Below are 16540 nucleotides of genomic sequence, written 5' to 3' on the forward strand. Positions count from 1 at the left end.
GCCGGCACAATCCCCCCACCCATGGAAGGACATTTCATGGCACCAGGCATCACGAGCAGGATCGGCACGGCCCTGGCGGCGCCCGTCCTCGCCCTCGGCATCACCGTGGGCACGGCCTCCGCCCCCGCCCACGCCGCGATCTGGAGCTCCTGCGACCAGTGGGGCAACACCACCCTGAACGGCTACATCCTCTACAACAACATCTGGGGCTCCGGCACCGGCAGCCAGTGCGTCTGGGCCAACTCCGGCACCAACTGGGGTGTGTGGGCCGACCACCCGAACACCGGCGGCATCAAGTCGTATCCGAACGCCAAGAAGGTGGTCGGCAAGCCCATCGACTCGCTCGGTTCACTCACCAGCAGTTACCGCGTGACCGTCCCGTCCGCGGGCGCGTACAACACGTCGTACGACATCTGGGACACGGACCACGACTACGAGATCATGCTGTGGGTCAACCACCACGGCGCCGTCGGCCCGCTCGGCAGCCCGCAGGGCACGGTGGGCCTCGGCGGTCACACCTGGAACGTCTACAAGGGCGACAACGGCGCCAACCAGGTCTTCTCGTTCCTGCGTACGTCCGACTCGAACTCCGGGACCGTCGACATCCTGCCGATCCTCGACTGGATCAAGGACACCAAGGGCTGGATGGGCAACGAGACCATCGGCGACGTGCAGTTCGGCTACGAGATCACCTCGTCGTCCGGCGGGCTGGACTTCCGCACCGACAACCTGACGGTCAGCAGCAGCTGACCCCTGCCCGCGCCCGGTGGGCGGCCGGACCGGCCACCGGGCGAAGGAGCGGGAACGAGACGGCGGGAGTGCCTGCACGGGGTGGCGGAGGCGGAGCGGGTCACGCGCGGGCGGGTGCCGGGCCCGAACTCGCCCGGACCGTCAGCTCGGGCGCGATCAGCACGACCTCGTCCTCGCCCCGGCCGTCGAGCTTGGCGACCAGGTGCTCCACGGCGTGCCGGCCCATCTCCTGCGCGGGGATGGCGACCGACGTCAACCGCACCGACGCCTGGACGGCGACCTGTTCGGGACAGACCGCGACCACCGAGACGTCCTCCGGCACGGCCCGCCCCTGCTGCCGCAGCAGGGCGAGCAGTGGTTCCACCGCCGACTCGTTCTGCACGACGAACCCGGTGGTGTCCGGACGCTCGTCGAGGATCCGGGCGAGCGTCACGGCCATCGCGTCGTACCCGCCCCCGCACGGCCGGTGCAGCAGGCGCACACCCAGCTCCCGTGCTTCGGAGCGCAGTCCGTCCAGGGTGCGCTCGGCGAAGCCGGTGTGCCGTTCGTACACCGCGGGGGCCTCGCCGATGACGGCGATGTCGCGGTGCCCCAGCTTCGCCAGGTGCTCCACACAGAGCGCGCCGGTGGCCCGGAAGTCGAGATCGACGCAGGTCAGGCCGGAGGTGTCGGCGGGCAGTCCGATCAGCACCGCCGGCTGGTCCGCCCGTACGCCCGGCCGCGCTCCGCCGGGGGCGCCCGCGCCGCGCAGCAACGGCAGCCGCTCGTCCTCGAGTTCGACGTCCATCAGGATCATCCCGTCGGCGAGTCCGCTGCCCGCGACGCGGCGCACCGCGTCGGGCCCCTCCTCGCCGGTGAGCAGCAGGACGTCGTACCCGTGGGTGCGGGCCGTGGTGGCCACGGCGATGGCGATCTCCATCATCACGGGCACGTACATGTCCGTCCGCAGCGGGACCATCAGCGCGATGATGTTGGACCTGCTGCTGGCCAGGGCGCGGGCCCCCGCGTTCGGGTGGTACCCGAGCTGTTGGATGCTCTCCTCGACCCGCTGCCGGGTGTTCGCGGAGATGGACCGCTTGCCGCTGAGGACGTAACTCACCGTGCTCGCCGAGACTCCGGCGTGCTGGGCGACCTCGGCGAGGGTGACCATCCAGCTCTCCAATTGTTGTGAAGCGCTTCGACGGTGCGCCAGGACGATGGGACGGACGAGGGTGACTCGATCGGTGGCTTGACCCTAATACCGGCATGGGTGCGTGTCCATACAGCTGTCGAAGCGCTTCGACGGCCGGATCGCGGTGACCTGTCCGAGGCTTCGTGGACCCGGGGCGAGCCGGACTCCCGTACCTCCAGGTTGCCACGAACACGCCGCCGTGACCCCGAGGGGGCCCGGCCGGGCGGAAGGGCACGGCGGGTCGGCCGGACGGGTGCACGAAGGATGGCGGGGCCGCCGCGCATCGGGTACATACGTACAGATAGCACCAGTCGGTGACGTAACCCCCGGGGTCGCACGAGAAGATCCCGGGGCCGGTGCCGAGCCCGCACGCAGTCCGCACGCCCTCCGACCCCCCGGCCTTCCGATACGCGGCGAGGTGAGCCTCATGTCCGCCACACCCGAGACCCCCCGGTCCCCGTCCCGACCCACCGTCACCGAACGCGAGGCCCGTCAGGTCGCCGAGGCCGCCCGGGAACAGGACTGGCGCAAGCCCAGCTTCGCCAGGGAACTGTTCCTCGGCCGCTTCCGGCTCGACCTCGTCCACCCCCACCCCCTCCCGGCCCGTGAGGACGCCGAACGCGGCGAGGAGTTCCTCGCCAAGCTCCGCGACTTCTGCGAGACCCGGATCGACGGAGCCCTGATCGACCGCGAGGCGCGCATCCCCGACGAGGTGGTCACCGGCCTCAAGGAACTCGGCGCCTTCGGCATGAAGATCGACACCGGGTACGGCGGCCTGGGCCTGACGCAGGTCTACTACAACAAGGCCCTCGCCCTGGTCGGCTCCGCCAGCCCCGCGATCGGCGCCCTGCTCTCCGCCCACCAGTCGATCGGCGTCCCGCAGCCGCTGAAGATGTTCGGCAGCCAGGAACAGAAGGACACCTTCCTGCCGCGCTGCGCCCGCACCGACATCTCGGCCTTCCTGCTCACCGAGCCCGACGTGGGGTCCGACCCGGCACGGCTGGCGACCACCGCCGTCCCGGACGGCGAGGGGGCGTACGTCCTCGACGGCGTGAAGCTGTGGACGACCAACGGCGTGGTCGCCGACCTCCTCGTCGTCATGGCCCGTGTGCCGAAGTCCGAGGGCCACCGGGGCGGCATCACCGCGTTCGTCGTGGAAGCGGACTCCGAGGGCGTCACCGTCGAGAACCGCAACGCCTTCATGGGCCTGCGCGGCCTGGAGAACGGCGTCACCCGCTTCCACCGCGTCCGGGTCCCCGCCGCCCACCGCATCGGCGAGGAGGGACAGGGCCTGAAGATCGCGCTCACCACGCTGAACACCGGACGGCTGTCCCTGCCCGCGATGTGCGTCGGCGCCGGAAAGTGGTGCCTGAAGATCGCCCGGGAATGGTCGGCGGCCCGCGAACAGTGGGGCAAGCCGGTGGCGCTGCACGAAGCGGTCGGCTCGAAGATCGCGTTCATCGCGGCGACCACCTTCGCCCTGGAGGCCGTACTCGACCTGTCCTCGCAGATGGCCGACGAGAACCGCAACGACATCCGCATCGAGGCCGCCCTCGCCAAGCTGTACGGCTCGGAGATGGCCTGGCTGATGGCCGACGAACTGGTCCAGATCCGCGGCGGACGCGGCTTCGAGACGGCCGACTCCCTCCGCGAGCGCGGCGAGCGGGCGGTCCCCGCCGAGCAGATCCTGCGCGACCTGCGCATCAACCGCATCTTCGAGGGCTCCACCGAGATCATGCACCTGCTGATCGCACGGGAGGCCGTCGACGCACACCTGTCCGTCGCCGGCGACCTCATCGACCCCGAGAAGACCCTGGGAGACAAGGCGAGGGCGGGGGCGAACGCGGGCGTCTTCTACGCGAAGTGGCTGCCCAGGCTCGTGGCGGGTCCCGGACAGCTCCCCGGCGCCTACGGAGAGTTCAAGCACGGGATCGACCTCTCCCCGCACCTGCGGTACGTCGAGCGCGCGTCCCGCAGGCTCGCCCGCTCCACCTTCTACGCGATGTCCCGCTGGCAGGGCCGGATGGAGACCAAGCAGGGCTTCCTGGGCCGGATCGTCGACATCGGCGCCGAACTGTTCGCGATGAGCGCCGCCTGCGTCCGCGCCGAACTCCTGCGCGCCCGCGGCGAGAACGGCCGTGAGGCCTACCAGCTCGCCGACGCCTTCTGCCGTCAGTCCCGCGTCCGCGTCGAGGAGCTCTTCGACCGGCTGTGGACCAACACCGACGACATCGACCGCAAGGTGGTCAAGGGCGTGCTCTCCGGCACCTACACGTGGCTGGAGCAGGGTGTCGTCGACCCCTCGGGCGACGGCCCCTGGATCGCGGACGCCGCGCCCGGCCCGAGCACCCACGAGAACCGGCACCGGCCGATCCGCTGACGCGCGAGCTGCCGGGGCGGGGCCCCGGCAGCGCCCGCGACCGGACACAATGGTGCCCATGACCGACGCTCCAGCTCCGCTCGCCGACCCGCACCTGGTGTACGACCCCGTGGCGGGGGACGGCCCCAAGGACGTGGTGATCCTCGGCTCCACGGGCTCGATCGGCACCCAGGCCATCGATCTCGTACTGCGCAACCCCGACCGCTTCCGCGTCACCGGCCTGTCCGCCAACGGCGGCCGCGTCGCGCTCCTCGCCGAGCAGGCCCACCGGCTGCGGGTCCGCACGGTCGCCGTCGCCCGCGAGGACGTCGTCGGCGCGCTGCGCGACGCCCTGAGCGCGTGGTACGGCGCGGGGGAGCCGCTGCCCGAGATTTTGGCCGGAGCGGACGCGGCCACGCGGCTCGCCGCGTCCGACTGCCACACCGTCCTCAACGGCATCACCGGCTCCATCGGGCTGGCCCCGACCCTCGCCGCCCTGGAGGCGGGCCGCACCCTCGCGCTCGCCAACAAGGAGTCGCTGATCGTCGGCGGCCCGCTGGTCAAGGCACTGGCCGAGCCGGGCCAGATCATCCCGGTCGACTCCGAGCACGCCGCGCTGTTCCAGGCGCTGGCCGCCGGAACCCGCGCGGACGTCCGAAAGCTCGTCGTCACCGCCTCCGGGGGCCCCTTCCGCGGCCGTACCAGGGACGAACTGGCGAACGTCACCGTCGAGGACGCCCTCGCCCACCCCACCTGGGCCATGGGCCCGGTGATCACCATCAACTCCGCGACCCTGGTCAACAAGGGCCTCGAGGTCATCGAGGCACACCTGCTGTACGACATTCCCTTCGATCGCATTGAGGTCGTCGTCCACCCGCAGTCGTATGTCCACTCGATGGTTGAGTTCACGGACGGATCGACACTGGCCCAGGCGACGCCCCCCGACATGCGCGGGCCCATCGCCATCGGCCTCGGCTGGCCCGAAAGGGTCCCCGACGCCGCCCCGGTCTTCGACTGGAGCAAGGCGTCCACCTGGGAGTTCCACCCCCTCGACAACGAGGCCTTCCCCTCGGTGAACCTCGCCCGGCACGTCGGCGGGCTCGCGGGAACCGCCCCGGCGGTGTTCAACGCGGCGAACGAGGAGTGCGTGGAGGCGTTCCGCGCCGGCGCGCTGCCGTTCAACGGGATCGTCGATACGGTCACCCGGGTGGTCGAGGAGCACGGCACCCCCCGGCCGGGAACCTCTCTGACGGTCCCGGACGTCCTCGAAGCGGAGACCTGGGCGCGAGCGAGGACCCGGGAACTGACAGCCCGTACGGCGAGCGCGGAGGCGCGTGCATGACGACCCTGATGTTCATCCTCGGCATAGTGGTCTTCGCGGTCGGCCTGCTGTTCTCGATCGCCTGGCACGAGCTGGGACACCTGTCCACGGCCAAGATGTTCGGCATCCGGGTGCCCCAGTACATGGTCGGCTTCGGCCCGACCCTCTGGTCCCGGCACAGGGGCGAGACCGAGTACGGCGTCAAGGCGATCCCGTTCGGCGGCTACATCCGCATGATCGGCATGTTCCCACCCGGCGCCGACGGACGCCTCGAGGCCCGCTCCACCTCGCCGTGGCGCGGCATGATCGAGGACGCCCGCTCCGCCGCCTTCGAGGAACTGCGGCCCGGCGACGAGAAGCGCCTGTTCTACACACGCAAGCCCTGGAAACGCGTCATCGTGATGTTCGCGGGCCCGTTCATGAACCTGATCCTCGCGGTCGTGCTGTTCCTCACCGTGCTGATGGGCTTCGGCATCCAGCAGCAGACCACCACCGTCAGCTCGGTCTCCCCCTGCGTCATCTCGCAGAGCGAGAACCGCGACGCGTGCGAGCGGTCCGACCCCCGGTCCCCGGCCGCCGCGGCCGGCATGGAGGCGGGCGACAGGATCGTCGCGTTCGACGGTGTCCGGACCGACGACTGGGGCACGCTCTCCGACCTCATCCGCGACAGCGCCGGCAAGGCCGTGCCGATCGTCGTCGACCGCGACGGCCGGGAGGTCACCCTCCAGGCGGAGATCGCCACCAACCTGGTCGCCAAGAAGGACTCCCACGGGCTCTACGTCGAGGGCGAGTACGTCAAGGCCGGCTTCCTCGGCTTCAGCGCGGCCACCGGCGTCGTCAAGCAGGACTTCGGCGACTCCGTGGTCTGGATGACCGACCGGGTCGGCGACGCGGTCGACTCCCTCGCCGCCCTGCCGTCCAAGGTGCCCGCCCTGTGGGACGCCGCCTTCGGCGACGGCCCGCGCGAGCAGGACTCCCCGATGGGCGTCGTCGGAGCGGCCCGGGTGGGTGGCGAGATCGCCACGCTCGACATCCCGGCCTCGCAGCAGATGGCCATGTTCGTGATGCTGCTCGCGGGCTTCAACCTCTCCCTGTTCCTGTTCAACATGCTCCCGCTGCTGCCCCTCGACGGCGGGCACATCGCGGGCGCCCTGTGGGAGTCGCTGCGCCGCAACCTCGCCAGGGTGCTGCGCCGCCCCGACCCGGGCCCGTTCGACGTGGCGAAACTGATGCCGGTGGCCTACGTGGTGGCCGGGATCTTCGTCTGCTTCACCCTCCTCGTCCTCGTCGCGGACGTGGTGAACCCGATACGGATCTCGTAGGGCCCGCCCGGCACGCATCCGCCGGACACCTGCCGTTCACGACGGCCTGGAACCGTTTCGTTCCGGGCCGTCGTCCTTTGGGCGCGTTTACGGCCGGGATGTGCCGGGGCCGACGGCGGTGCCGTAATCTCGGAGCCCGGAGCCCGCTGCTCACCGGGAGCCGGACCTTGATCCACGACTTGGGGTTGCACAGCAGATGACTGCGATTTCTCTCGGTATGCCGTCCGTTCCGACCACGCTCGCCCCGCGGCGCAAGAGCCGGCGGATCCAGGTCGGGTCGGTGGCGGTGGGCGGGGACGCGCCGGTGTCGGTGCAGTCGATGACGACGACGCGTACGTCGGACATCGGGGCGACGTTGCAGCAGATCGCGGAGCTGACGGCGTCGGGGTGTCAGATCGTGCGGGTGGCGTGTCCGACGCAGGACGACGCGGACGCGCTGGAGACGATCGCGCGGAAGTCGCAGATTCCGGTGATCGCGGACATCCACTTCCAGCCGAAGTACGTGTTCGCGGCGATCGAGGCGGGCTGTGCGGCGGTGCGGGTGAACCCGGGCAACATCAAGCAGTTCGACGACAAGGTCAAGGAGATCGCGAAGGCGGCCAAGGACCACGGCACGCCGATCCGGATCGGGGTGAACGCGGGGTCGCTGGACCGGCGGCTGCTGCAGAAGTACGGGAGGGCGACGCCGGAGGCGCTGGCGGAGTCGGCGTTGTGGGAGGCCTCGCTGTTCGAGGAGCACGGCTTCCGGGACATCAAGATCTCGGTGAAGCACAACGACCCGGTGGTGATGGTGGAGGCCTACCGGCAGTTGGCCGCGCAGTGCGACTACCCGCTGCACCTGGGGGTGACCGAGGCGGGTCCGGCGTTCCAGGGGACGATCAAGTCGGCGGTGGCGTTCGGGGCGCTGCTGTCCCAGGGGATCGGTGACACGATCCGTGTCTCCCTGTCGGCGCCGCCGGCCGAGGAGGTGAAGGTGGGTCTGCAGATCCTGGAGTCGCTGAACCTGAAGCAGCGTGGTCTGGAGATCGTGTCCTGCCCGTCCTGCGGACGTGCCCAGGTGGACGTGTACAAGCTCGCGGACGAGGTGACGGCCGGTCTGGAGGGCATGGAGGTCCCGCTGCGGGTGGCGGTGATGGGCTGTGTGGTCAACGGTCCGGGGGAGGCCCGTGAGGCCGATCTGGGTGTGGCGTCGGGTAACGGCAAGGGGCAGATCTTCGTGAAGGGCGAGGTCGTCAAGACCGTCCCGGAGTCGAAGATCGTGGAGACCCTCATCGAGGAAGCGATGAAGATCGCCGAGCAGATGGAGGCCGACGGCGTGACCTCCGGCGAACCCCGGATCTCGGTCGCCGGCTGACGAAGTCCGTCAGGCCGCCGTGCCACCGGGCCGGTCTGCCCCTTCGGGCAGACCGGCCCCTCGGCGCTCCCTGCCCGGGAAACCCCGGGCGGGACCGTTTCTCTCCCGCGAGTCGGCAGCACACAAATTCGGCGGGTACAGTGCGGAAACCAGCAGACCCAAGTGTGTGAGGCCCCCCGCACGTGTTGACGCAGACCACCTCCCGGGTCCTCGAACCGAGCGACCTGGACGCCGCCCTCGCCATCCTCGACCGCGAGCCGGTGGCGAACGCCTTCGTGGCGTCCCGGGTACAGGTCGCGGGTCTGGACCCGTGGCGCCTCGGTGGCGAGATGTGGGGCTGGTACGAGGGCGGCATGCTCACCTCCCTGTGTTACGCGGGTGCCAACCTGGTCCCCATCTGCGCCACCCCCCGGGCGGTCCGCGCCTTCGCCGACCGCGCCCGCCGGGCCGGCCGCCGCTGCTCCTCCGTCGTCGGCCCCGCGACGCCCACCGCCGCCCTGTGGCGGCTCCTCGAACCCCAGTGGGGCCCCGCCCGCGAGGTCCGCGCCCACCAGCCCCTGATGGTCACCGACCGGCTGCCCGACGGCATCGCCCCGGACCCCTGCGTCCGCCGCGTCCGCAAGGACGAGATGGAAAAGATCATGCCGGCCTGCGTGGCGATGTTCACCGAGGAGGTCGGGATCTCCCCGCTGGCCGGTGACGGCGGCCTGCTCTACCAGGCCCGGGTCGCCGAACTCGTCGGCGCCGGACGCTCCTTCGCCCGCTTCGACGCCGACGGCAAGGTCGTCTTCAAGGCCGAGATCGGTGCCGCCACCGACCGCACCTGCCAGATCCAGGGCGTATGGGTGGCACCCGAACACCGGGGCAGGGGGGTCGCCGCCCCCGGCATGGCGGCCGTACTGCGCTACGCCCTCGCGGACGTGGCCCCCGTGGCGAGCCTCTACGTCAACGACTTCAACACCGCCGCGCGCCGGACCTACCGGCGGGTGGGGTTCCAGGAGGTCGGCGAGTTCATGAGCGTCCTGTTCTGACCCCGCGGTCTCCCACCGTCCCCTGTAGTCTCCCCGGCATGCTGCGCTTTCCCGGTCACGGGCACCCCCGCCCCGACGACATCGTGATCGGCCCCCTCGACCTCGTCGCCCACGTCGACGAGGCACTGGCGGTCCAGGCGAAGGCGTTCGGCCTCGGCCCCGACGAGGTGGCCGTACGCCGGCAGATCGTGCTGCGCCACATGACCCTGCCGGGCGCCAGGGCCTTCGGAGCCACCGTCGACGGCCGTCTCGTCGGCTTCGTCTACGGCATGCCCAACGACCGCGCCCACTGGTGGTCCACCGTCGTCGAGCCCCATCTGCGCGCCCGGGGCCACGACGACTGGCTCGACGGCTCCTTCGTCATCACCGAACTCCACGTCCACCCGCGCTACCAGAAGCACGGCATCGGCCGCTCCCTGATCACCACGATCACCGACGGCGCCGAGGAACCCCGAACGATCCTCTCCGCCATCGACGTCGAGAGCCCCGCCCGCCGCCTGTACCGCTCCCTCGGCTACAGCGACCTCGCCCGCCGCGTCCACTTCCCCAGCGCCCCCAAGCCGTACGCCGTGATGGGCGCCCCCCTGCCACTCCTTCGCCGATAACGGATTTCCACCCCCCGGCCCCGCCCGGCTAACCTCCTGTCATCACCCAGACGCAGCAGGAGTACGAGAACCATGGCGAACGCACCGGTCCAGCGCATGTCCCAGTTGATGGCGAAGACGCTGCGCGACGACCCGGCGGACGCCGAGGTCCTCAGCCACAAGCTGCTCGTCCGGGCCGGCTACGTACGCCGGACCGCCGCCGGCATCTGGAGCTGGCTGCCCCTGGGCAAGAAGGTCCTCGCCAACGTCGAACGCGTCGTCCGCGAGGAGATGGACGCCATCGGAGCCCAGGAAGTGCTGCTCCCCGCCATCCTGCCGCGTGAGCCCTACGAGGCGACCGGCCGCTGGGAGGAGTACGGCCCCGAGCTGTTCCGCCTCCAGGACCGCAAGGGCGGTGACTACCTCCTCGGCCCCACCCACGAGGAGATCTTCACCCTCCTGGTGAAGGACCAGGCGTCCTCCTACAAGGACCTGCCGGTGACCCTCTACCAGATCCAGAGCAAGTACCGCGACGAGGCCCGCCCCCGCGCGGGCATCCTGCGCGGCCGCGAGTTCCTGATGAAGGACTCCTACTCCTTCGACCTCGACGACGAGGGCCTGGGACAGTCCTACGGTCTGCACCGCCAGGCGTATCAGCGGATCTTCGAGCGCCTCGGCCTCGACTACCGCATCTGCGCCGCCACCGCCGGCGCCATGGGCGGCTCCAAGTCCGAGGAGTTCCTCGCCCCCGCCGAGGCCGGCGAGGACACCTTCGCGGACTGCCCCCACTGCGACTTCGCCGCGAACACCGAGGCGATCTCCTACGAGCTGAAGCCCGTCGACGGTTCCGCCGTGCCGGCCGCCGAGGACATCCCGACGCCCGACACCCCCACCATCGAGACCCTCGCCGCCTCGCTCGGCGTCCCCGCCTCGGCCACGCTGAAGAACCTGCTGGTCAAGGTCGACGGCGAGATCGTCGCCGTGGGCGTCCCCGGCGACCGGGAGGTCGACCTGGGCAAGGTCGAGGCGCACTTCGCCCCGGCCGCCGTCGAACTGGTCACCGCCGAGGACTTCGTCGGCCGCCCGGACCTGGTGCGCGGCTACGTCGGCCCGCAGGGCCTGGAGAAGGTCCGCTACATCGCCGACCCGCGCGTGGCACCCGGCACCGCCTGGATCACCGGGGCCAACAAGGCCGACACCCACGCCAGGAACGTGGTCGCCGGCCGTGACTTCGAGGTCGACGCGTACGTGGACGTCGTGGTGGTCGACGAGGGCGACCCCTGCCCCCGGTGCGGCACCGGTCTCCGGCTCGACCGCGCCATCGAGATCGGCCACATCTTCCAGCTGGGCCGCAAGTACGCCGACGCCCTCAAGCTCGACGTCCTCGGCCCGCAGGGCAAGCCCGTCCGCGTCACCATGGGCTCCTACGGCATCGGCGTCTCCCGCGCGGTGGCGGCCCTGGCCGAGCAGAGCGCCGACGACAAGGGCCTGTGCTGGTCCAAGGAGGTCGCTCCGGCCGACGTCCACGTGGTCGCCGCCGGCAAGGCCCTGCAGACCGAGCTCGCCCTCGACCTCTCCGACCGGCTCGCCGCCGCCGGCGTCCGCGTCCTGGTCGACGACCGTGCGGGTGTCTCGCCGGGCGTGAAGTTCACCGACTCCGAGCTGATCGGCGTCCCGCAGATCCTGGTGGCCGGGCGTCGCTCCGCCGAGGGCATCGTCGAGCTGAAGGACCGCCGCACCGGCGAACGGGAGGAACTCACCGTGGCCGAGGCGATCACCCGTCTCACGGTCTGATCCCCTCACCGCCAGGAGCCCGTGCGGAAGTGTTCTTCGTGTGGGTTCCGGCGGTCCCGGCCGGCCCTCGCAGCCCGGTGGCTGCCGCACCGGCGGATGCGAGGAGCTCGTCGTGGGCGGGGTGATCACCCGTCTCACGGTCTGATCCCCTCACTGCCAGGAGCCCGTGCGGAAGTGTTCTTCGTGTGGGTTCGGGCGGTCCCGGCCGGCCCTCGCAGCCCGGTGGCTGCCGCACCGGCCCCCGCAGCCCGGTGGCTGTCGCACCGGCGGGCGCGAGGAGCTCGTCGTGGGCGGGGCCGCCCCTGCACGGGTTCCCGGCGTTCGCCGCGCGAGGCCGGAGCCGGTCCGGTGCACCCCGGGAGGAATCCATGTCGTGAGCGCCGCCGGAGGGCCGGGCCGTACGCCGTGGCTCACCGCGTGGCTCACCGCGTGGCTCCGTCACCGGCGGCCGGGAGAGACACCAACGCCGTGGACGAGGCCGGGGCCCGCACGAAACGTTCCCCGTGCGGGCCCCCGGCGTCCCCGCACGGCGTCAGAGCCAGCTCGCGAACTCCAGGAGCAGCTCCGCGTCCCGGCCGCGGCCGACGCGGCGGGCGCGTACGCCGGACTCCACCGCGCGGAACAGGGTCCAGCCGCGCAGCCGCTCCTGGTCGATCTCCAGTGACTCCGCCAGGCGCTTCACCCGCCGGCGGGTCGTCGCCGCGCCGGACGGCTGGGCGACCAGGTCCTCCACCCGGTCGCGAACCAGCCGGGCCAGATCGAAGGCGCGCTCCCCGACCACCGGGTCCGGGCCCACCGCCAGCCACGGCATCCGCTCGGCGGAGAGCACCTTGCTCTGCCGGAAGGTGCCGTGCAGCAGCCGGTGCTCAAGCGGCCCGGCCAGCAGTTCCTCGCGGGCCGCCAACGCCGCCGAGACCAGCGGCGCCACGTCCGGGTCGCCGACGGCACCCGTCCGCATCGACTCCGCCTGCCTTCCGGTCCGCTCGGCCACCGTCTCGAAGACGTGAGCGGTGTCCCCGGCGGGCAGCTCCACCCACAGCCGCCGCAGCGTCCCGGAAGCCTCGAGCAGTGCCTTCGCCTCCGGCAGGGACCGCACCGAGACATCCGGGTGCAGCCGCTCCAGCAGCAGCGCCCCGTCCGAGGCGAGGGGCTCCAGCAACCGGACCGCGCCCAGCCCGTTCCAGTGGGCCAGTGCGGCCCGCTCGCTCTCCGGCCGGGCCCGCGCCGGGGCCAGCTTCAGCACGGCGGGCAGGTCGTCGGCGGTCCGCACCAGCACCACCAGGCTGCTGCGTCCCCCCGGCACCTGCACCCGTTCCACGGTCAGCCCGCGCACTGCGACGGCCTCGCGCGCCGCCCCGGGCAGCCTCTCCAGCCAGTGCGCACCGCCGTCGGGAGCCGTCTCACCCAGCGCCCTCACCAGACGCTGCGGCGGTTCGAAGACCATGCGCGAGTCGTTCCCTTCGTTCCCTTCGTGCTGTGCGCGGCACCTGCCGCCGTCCGCTCCCGCCGCCCCGGCGCGCCCTCGCTGCGGTCCTGTCACACCGCCGGCGTCGACGGAGCCCCCGAGGACGGTTCGGCCCGCTCGGCGAGCCCAGGGAAGGCTACGCCCTCCCCGCCCCAGCGCACCGCCCGCACCGCCGCCTCCCGCAGCGCCTCGGCCGCCGCACGGCGGCGCTCGCCCCCGCTCGCCCGCACCAGGTCCGCGTACACCCCGGCCACCCGGCTCTCCAGCTCCTTCGCGAGCCGTACGGCCGCGGGTGAGTCCGGCACCCGGAACGGCAGCGCGTACCCCGCGGCCGCCGCCACGGGGTCGGCGCCGGTGTCCTTCACCTCGCGCACCAGCGCGTCCCGGCGCGCGCGGTGGGCGTCGTACGCCGCGCGCGCGTCCGCACGCCGGTTGTCGGCGATCAGCCCGCCGACGACCCCGTAGCCGTACACCGCCGCGTGCTCCGCCGCCAGGGCACCCTGCAGCGCCCGCAGCTCCCGGTCCTTCGCCTCGCTCATCCGTCAGCCCTCCGTCAGCAGAAACACGTGCGCGGCCCCGGCCGCCGCCACCGACGCCAGCAGCCTGGCCAGCTCGGCCGGCGCGTCGAGCAGCGCCTCCAGACGACGGTCGGCGATCTCCCGCTCGGCGGTGGCGAGCCCGGCGAGGGCGTCCTTCTCCTTCGCGGGCACCGGCACCGGCACCGGCGGCGAGGCGGACGGCCCCGCCCCGGTGGGCACCGGCGACTCGGGCGGGGCCGACGCCGTACCCGCCGTGGTCTCGAGACTCTCGAAGGCCTTCGCGTGCCGCACGGCGTCCTCGCGCAGCGGACCCAGCCGCTGCGCGAGCCCGGCGTGCGCCGCGATCACGGCGTCGTAGCGCTCGGCCAGCTCCCTGCTGTCGCGCGCCGCACGCGCGCGTGCCCGCTCGCCGGCCGGGGGACGGCTGCCGGCGGCGGGGCCGGGATCCTCGGCCGCGGCGGAACAGCCCGCCGCGAACAGCGCCGCCGGGGCGACGGCGAGCAAACTCCTTCTGCGCGGTCCCGTACGGGCGCGCGGAACGTGGGGGAACGGCACGGCAGACGTCCTCGGGGGCTCGTACGGAACGTGGCGACGGAAGCGGGACCCACAGGCGCTGTCGCCGTACTCCCGTCTGCCGGGCGACGGCAGGGCCCGGTCCCGTGATCACGGTACCCGTGCATCTCTCCGACGGGGCTCAGCGGCACCCTCCGTGACCGGGTGGACGGCATCACCCCCCGCGACCGGATACCCTTTGAACCAGACACGCGCCCCACACCACAACAGCACACGCGGCCGAGGAGTCACCCGGATGAGCAGCACCCAGAGCGAGAGGCTCCGAGAACTTCTGGAACCGCTCGTCAGCTCGCAGGGCCTCGACCTCGAGGAGATCGCCGTCGACGCGGTCGGCCGCAAGCGGGTACTGCGTGTGGTCGTGGACTCGGACACCGGCGCGGATCTGGACCGGATCGCCGATGTGAGCCGCGCGCTCTCGGCGAAGCTCGACGAGACCGACGCGATGGGCAACGGCGAGTACACCCTCGAGGTCGGCACCCCGGGCGCCGAGCGCCCTCTCACCGAGCACCGGCACTACGTGCGCGCCACGGGCCGCCTGGTGGGCTTCCGGCTGACGACGGGCGACGAACTGACCGCCCGGATCCTGCGGACCGACGACGAAGGTCTCGACCTCGAAGTGCCCGGTGTCAAGGGCCGCAGGCCCACCGCGCGTCGGCTCGCCTTCGAGGAGATCGGCAGGGCGCGCGTCCAGGTCGAGTTCAACCGCAAGGACGACAGGCCCGCCGCGCAGGGCGCGAACGACGTGCACGACACCAACGACGAGACGGAAGAGGAGGCGTAACCGTGGACATCGACATGAGTGCCCTTCGGCTCTTGGTACGGGAGAAGGAGATCTCCCTCGACCTGCTGGTCGAGGCAATCGAATCGGCCCTCCTCATCGCCTACCACCGCACCGAGGGAAGCCGCCGCCACGCGCGCGTGAAACTCGACCGGGAGACCGGGCACGTGACGGTGTGGGCGAAGGAGGACCCCGAGGACCTCGACGAGGGCCAGGAGGCCCGGGAGTTCGACGACACCCCGTCCGACTTCGGCCGCATCGCCGCCACCACGGCCAAGCAGGTCATCCTGCAGCGCCTGCGGGACGCCGAGGACGACGCGACGCTGGGCGAGTACGCCGGCCGTGAGGGCGACATCGTGACCGGTGTGGTCCAGCAGGGCCGCGACCCGAAGAACGTCCTGGTCGACATCGGCAAGCTGGAGGCCATCCTGCCGGTGCAGGAGCAGGTGCCCGGCGAGACCTACGGGCACGGGCTGCGACTGCGCAGCTACGTCGTCCGGGTGGCGAAGGGGGTGCGCGGCCCGTCCGTCACCCTGTCGCGCACACATCCCAATCTGGTGAAGAAACTCTTCGCCCTGGAGGTGCCGGAGATCGCCGACGGCTCGGTGGAGATCTCCGCCATCGCCCGCGAGGCCGGCCACCGCACGAAGATCGCCGTCCGCTCCACCCGGTCCGGGCTGAACGCCAAGGGCGCCTGCATCGGCCCCATGGGCGGCCGCGTACGCAACGTGATGGGCGAGCTGAACGGCGAGAAGATCGACATCGTCGACTGGTCGGACGACCCGGCCGAGATGGTGGCCAACGCGCTCTCCCCGGCCCGCGTCACCAAGGTGGAGGTCGTGGACCTGGCGGCCCGGTCCGCCCGGGTGACCGTGCCGGACTACCAGCTGTCCCTGGCGATCGGCAAGGAGGGGCAGAACGCCCGTCTGGCCGCCCGTCTGACCGGCTGGCGGATCGACATCCGGCCGGACACGGAACAGCCCGGGGAATAGATCCAAGCCGCCGCACGCTGAGATCACGACAGTCTTGCGCGCGGCGCATGTTCGATGCTTGCCCCATAGGGGTGAGGTCGGTCCGGGGAGGTAGACTTAGGAGTGTCTGGCCGGACACCTACCCGCGCGCGCCCAGAGCGCACCTGCGTGGGCTGCCGGGAGCGAGCGGTCAAGAACCAGCTGCTGCGGATCGTGGCGGTCGAGGACGTGTGCGTCCCCGATCCACGCGGTACGCTGTCCGGTCGGGGTGCGTATACGCACCCCGCCCCGGTCTGTCTTGACCAGGCGGTGCGCCGAAAGGCGCTTCCGCGGGCGCTCCGCGTCCCGGGACCGCTCGACGTAAAGGCGTTGCGCCACTACGTGGAGCAGGCACAGGGTTGTGACAGCAACCCGTAAGAAGACATGCCGTGCGGAACCCCCCGTGCGGTCTGGTACCTCGCGAGTCGAAAGCAGGTCGAGATTGCGATGAGCACTCGATGAGTACGCGATGAGTACGCCCATGAACTA

The 16540-nt window shown here is 71.7% G+C and carries 15 protein-coding genes; 11 read left to right on the forward strand and 4 right to left on the reverse strand.

Annotation, left to right across the window (positions count from 1 at the left end):
* Positions 1-36 precede the first annotated feature (36 nt).
* Complete coding sequence (locus tag ORI94_RS10170; RefSeq protein WP_266074108.1) at positions 37-750, forward strand: glycoside hydrolase family 12 protein; 714 nt, start codon at positions 37-39, stop codon at positions 748-750.
* 100 nt (positions 751-850) lie between these two features.
* Here the strand turns inward: ORI94_RS10170 and ORI94_RS10175 are convergent, their stop codons facing one another.
* The gene (locus ORI94_RS10175) at positions 851-1900 is read right to left on the reverse strand and encodes a LacI family DNA-binding transcriptional regulator (RefSeq protein WP_266074109.1); all 1050 of its coding nucleotides are present in this window, start codon (positions 1898-1900) and stop codon (positions 851-853) included.
* Positions 1901-2348: 448 nt separating this feature from the next.
* On the opposite strand from ORI94_RS10175, the gene ORI94_RS10180 reads away from it, so the two are divergent.
* From ORI94_RS10180 to ORI94_RS10210, 7 genes are all read left to right on the forward strand, one after another.
* A complete protein-coding gene (locus ORI94_RS10180; RefSeq protein WP_266074110.1) occupies positions 2349-4301 on the forward strand; it encodes an acyl-CoA dehydrogenase family protein in 1953 nt (650 codons plus the stop codon).
* A 58-nt stretch (positions 4302-4359) separates the two neighbouring features.
* The gene (dxr, locus tag ORI94_RS10185; RefSeq protein ID WP_266074111.1) at positions 4360-5622 is read left to right on the forward strand and encodes a 1-deoxy-D-xylulose-5-phosphate reductoisomerase; all 1263 of its coding nucleotides are present in this window, start codon (positions 4360-4362) and stop codon (positions 5620-5622) included.
* A gap of 8 nt (positions 5623-5630) precedes the next feature.
* Positions 5631-6923, forward strand: coding sequence for a M50 family metallopeptidase (locus tag ORI94_RS10190; protein ID WP_266074152.1), 1293 nt, complete (start codon positions 5631-5633; stop codon positions 6921-6923).
* Positions 6924-7119: 196 nt separating this feature from the next.
* A complete protein-coding gene (gene ispG / locus ORI94_RS10195) occupies positions 7120-8277 on the forward strand; it encodes a flavodoxin-dependent (E)-4-hydroxy-3-methylbut-2-enyl-diphosphate synthase (protein WP_266074112.1) in 1158 nt (385 codons plus the stop codon).
* Positions 8278-8459: 182 nt separating this feature from the next.
* Complete coding sequence (locus ORI94_RS10200; protein WP_266074113.1) at positions 8460-9308, forward strand: GNAT family N-acetyltransferase; 849 nt, start codon at positions 8460-8462, stop codon at positions 9306-9308.
* A 38-nt stretch (positions 9309-9346) separates the two neighbouring features.
* A complete protein-coding gene (locus ORI94_RS10205) occupies positions 9347-9913 on the forward strand; it encodes a GNAT family N-acetyltransferase (RefSeq protein WP_266074114.1) in 567 nt (188 codons plus the stop codon).
* Between the two features lie 72 nt (positions 9914-9985).
* Positions 9986-11686: a proline--tRNA ligase gene (locus ORI94_RS10210; protein ID WP_266074115.1), complete on the forward strand. Its 1701-nt coding sequence runs from the start codon at positions 9986-9988 to the stop codon at positions 11684-11686.
* A 532-nt stretch (positions 11687-12218) separates the two neighbouring features.
* Here ORI94_RS10210 and ORI94_RS10215 read toward each other — a convergent pair.
* The 3 genes from ORI94_RS10215 to ORI94_RS10225 form a co-directional block, all read right to left on the reverse strand.
* Positions 12219-13130 (reverse strand): aminoglycoside phosphotransferase family protein, encoded by a 912-nt coding sequence (locus ORI94_RS10215; RefSeq protein ID WP_266074116.1) that lies wholly within the window; start codon positions 13128-13130, stop codon positions 12219-12221.
* 92 nt (positions 13131-13222) lie between these two features.
* Complete coding sequence (locus ORI94_RS10220) at positions 13223-13690, reverse strand: ferritin-like domain-containing protein (protein WP_266074117.1); 468 nt, start codon at positions 13688-13690, stop codon at positions 13223-13225.
* A 3-nt stretch (positions 13691-13693) separates the two neighbouring features.
* The gene (locus ORI94_RS10225) at positions 13694-14245 is read right to left on the reverse strand and encodes a hypothetical protein (RefSeq protein WP_266074118.1); all 552 of its coding nucleotides are present in this window, start codon (positions 14243-14245) and stop codon (positions 13694-13696) included.
* A 253-nt stretch (positions 14246-14498) separates the two neighbouring features.
* Here ORI94_RS10225 and rimP point away from each other — a divergent pair, with 253 nt between their 5' ends.
* The 3 genes from rimP to ORI94_RS10240 all read left to right on the forward strand — a co-directional run bounded on the left by rimP (position 14499) and on the right by ORI94_RS10240 (position 16429).
* Positions 14499-15044, forward strand: coding sequence for a ribosome maturation factor RimP (gene rimP / locus ORI94_RS10230; protein WP_266074119.1), 546 nt, complete (start codon positions 14499-14501; stop codon positions 15042-15044).
* Positions 15045-15046: 2 nt separating this feature from the next.
* Entirely contained in the window at positions 15047-16033 is a 987-nt protein-coding gene (gene nusA, locus ORI94_RS10235) for a transcription termination factor NusA (protein ID WP_266074120.1), read from the forward strand.
* A gap of 102 nt (positions 16034-16135) precedes the next feature.
* Positions 16136-16429: a YlxR family protein gene (locus ORI94_RS10240; protein WP_266074121.1), complete on the forward strand. Its 294-nt coding sequence runs from the start codon at positions 16136-16138 to the stop codon at positions 16427-16429.
* The last annotated feature ends 111 nt before the right edge of the window (positions 16430-16540 follow it).

The organism is Streptomyces sp. NEAU-W12, assembly GCF_026242095.1.
Lineage (GTDB): Bacteria > Actinomycetota > Actinomycetes > Streptomycetales > Streptomycetaceae > Streptomyces.

What these genes read in the sequence shown, in the direction of transcription:
- dxr (WP_266074111.1), top strand. Translation starts at nt 4,360, where the DNA reads ATGACCGACGCTCCAGCTCCGCTCGCCGACCCGCACCTGGTGTACGAC.
- ORI94_RS10205 (WP_266074114.1), top strand. Translation starts at nt 9,347, where the DNA reads ATGCTGCGCTTTCCCGGTCACGGGCACCCCCGCCCCGACGACATCGTG.
- ORI94_RS10210 (WP_266074115.1), top strand. Translation starts at nt 9,986, where the DNA reads ATGGCGAACGCACCGGTCCAGCGCATGTCCCAGTTGATGGCGAAGACG.
- ORI94_RS10190 (WP_266074152.1), top strand. Translation starts at nt 5,631, where the DNA reads ATGTTCATCCTCGGCATAGTGGTCTTCGCGGTCGGCCTGCTGTTCTCG.
- ORI94_RS10215 (WP_266074116.1), bottom strand. Translation starts at nt 13,130, where the DNA reads ATGGTCTTCGAACCGCCGCAGCGTCTGGTGAGGGCGCTGGGTGAGACG.
- ORI94_RS10175 (WP_266074109.1), bottom strand. Translation starts at nt 1,900, where the DNA reads ATGGTCACCCTCGCCGAGGTCGCCCAGCACGCCGGAGTCTCGGCGAGC.
- ispG (WP_266074112.1), top strand. Translation starts at nt 7,120, where the DNA reads ATGACTGCGATTTCTCTCGGTATGCCGTCCGTTCCGACCACGCTCGCC.
- rimP (WP_266074119.1), top strand. Translation starts at nt 14,499, where the DNA reads ATGAGCAGCACCCAGAGCGAGAGGCTCCGAGAACTTCTGGAACCGCTC.
- ORI94_RS10220 (WP_266074117.1), bottom strand. Translation starts at nt 13,690, where the DNA reads ATGAGCGAGGCGAAGGACCGGGAGCTGCGGGCGCTGCAGGGTGCCCTG.
- ORI94_RS10170 (WP_266074108.1), top strand. Translation starts at nt 37, where the DNA reads ATGGCACCAGGCATCACGAGCAGGATCGGCACGGCCCTGGCGGCGCCC.
- ORI94_RS10180 (WP_266074110.1), top strand. Translation starts at nt 2,349, where the DNA reads ATGTCCGCCACACCCGAGACCCCCCGGTCCCCGTCCCGACCCACCGTC.